The following is a 964-nucleotide window of genomic DNA, read 5'->3' on the forward strand; positions in this document are numbered from 1 at the left end:
GGTCGTGTCGAGCAGGGTTTCCTGGTTGTCGACGAACGGGAACGTCGACGTGTTCGCGTTCGGGTCGCCGGTCTGGATCCGGCGCGGGCCGAACGAGCCGAGGTGCAGCCACACCGAGGCCGAACCGGGGCCACCGTTGTACAGGAACGTGACGGGCCGCTTCGCCGCGGGCTGGTTGTCGGCCGTGTAGGCGACGTAGAAGAACGAGGCTTCGGGCGCGCCCGTCTGCGGATTGCGGGCGACGAGGTGGCCGGCGGTGGCCGTGTACCGGATCGTCTTGCCGTTCAGCGTGATCTGATGGTGCGTGACGGCGGCCTTCTCGACCGCGGCGGATGCGTCGAGCGACGCGTTCGCACTCGACGAATAACTGTTCGGATCGTTGTACGCGCGGTCGACCTGACCGGCAGGATCGGCTGAATTCGCGGCGCTCGCTGCAGACGACGACGTCACGTCGTCATTGCAGGCCGTCAGAATCAGCGAAGAACACACCACTCCCAACAACAGCTTCGCTTTGCTCGCTGGCATCGTTGCGTTCCTTCTTCTCGGATGTTTTTTGTGTCGAGCAGCCGGATAAGCCACCCCCCGCCTCGATTGCGGCCGATGAGCCGAGGCGCTGGCCAATATACGCGAGCCGATCAGCTTTGAAAAATTTGGAAATATTTCGCACGCAAGCGGTGCAGCGCACACCTTTCAGGAATGCTTCGATTCGTGAAACGTTTGCATTTCACGTCGCTTTCAGCGACTTTCGCGTTTACCCGCAGCGGCTAAAAATGCACGGATTTCGTGCGATGCCGGTCAACAAAATCGCGCGGTCGCCGGTATTGCTCAGCAAAGCGAAATAGACGGATTCGTCTAACGGATGTGACCCGAAATGGTCGCGACACGCATGCGCTGCAGCGCACCAATCGTGCCTCGACGGCGGAATGGACAATGCAGCAGCGCTGCCGCTCACTCCGATTGCGGC

The 964-nt window shown here is 61.3% G+C and carries 1 protein-coding gene and 1 pseudogene; both read right to left on the reverse strand.

Annotation, left to right across the window (positions count from 1 at the left end):
• Positions 1-525, reverse strand: a pseudogene (locus JMF90_RS38465) (peptidase S10); the annotation flags it as partial.
• A gap of 226 nt (positions 526-751) precedes the next feature.
• A partial coding sequence (locus JMF90_RS40510) for a hypothetical protein (RefSeq protein ID WP_236598150.1) occupies positions 752-964 on the reverse strand: 213 nt, incomplete at its 5' end.

Source organism: Burkholderia sp. E168m23, from assembly GCF_016586125.1.
Lineage (GTDB): Bacteria > Pseudomonadota > Gammaproteobacteria > Burkholderiales > Burkholderiaceae > Burkholderia > Burkholderia orbicola.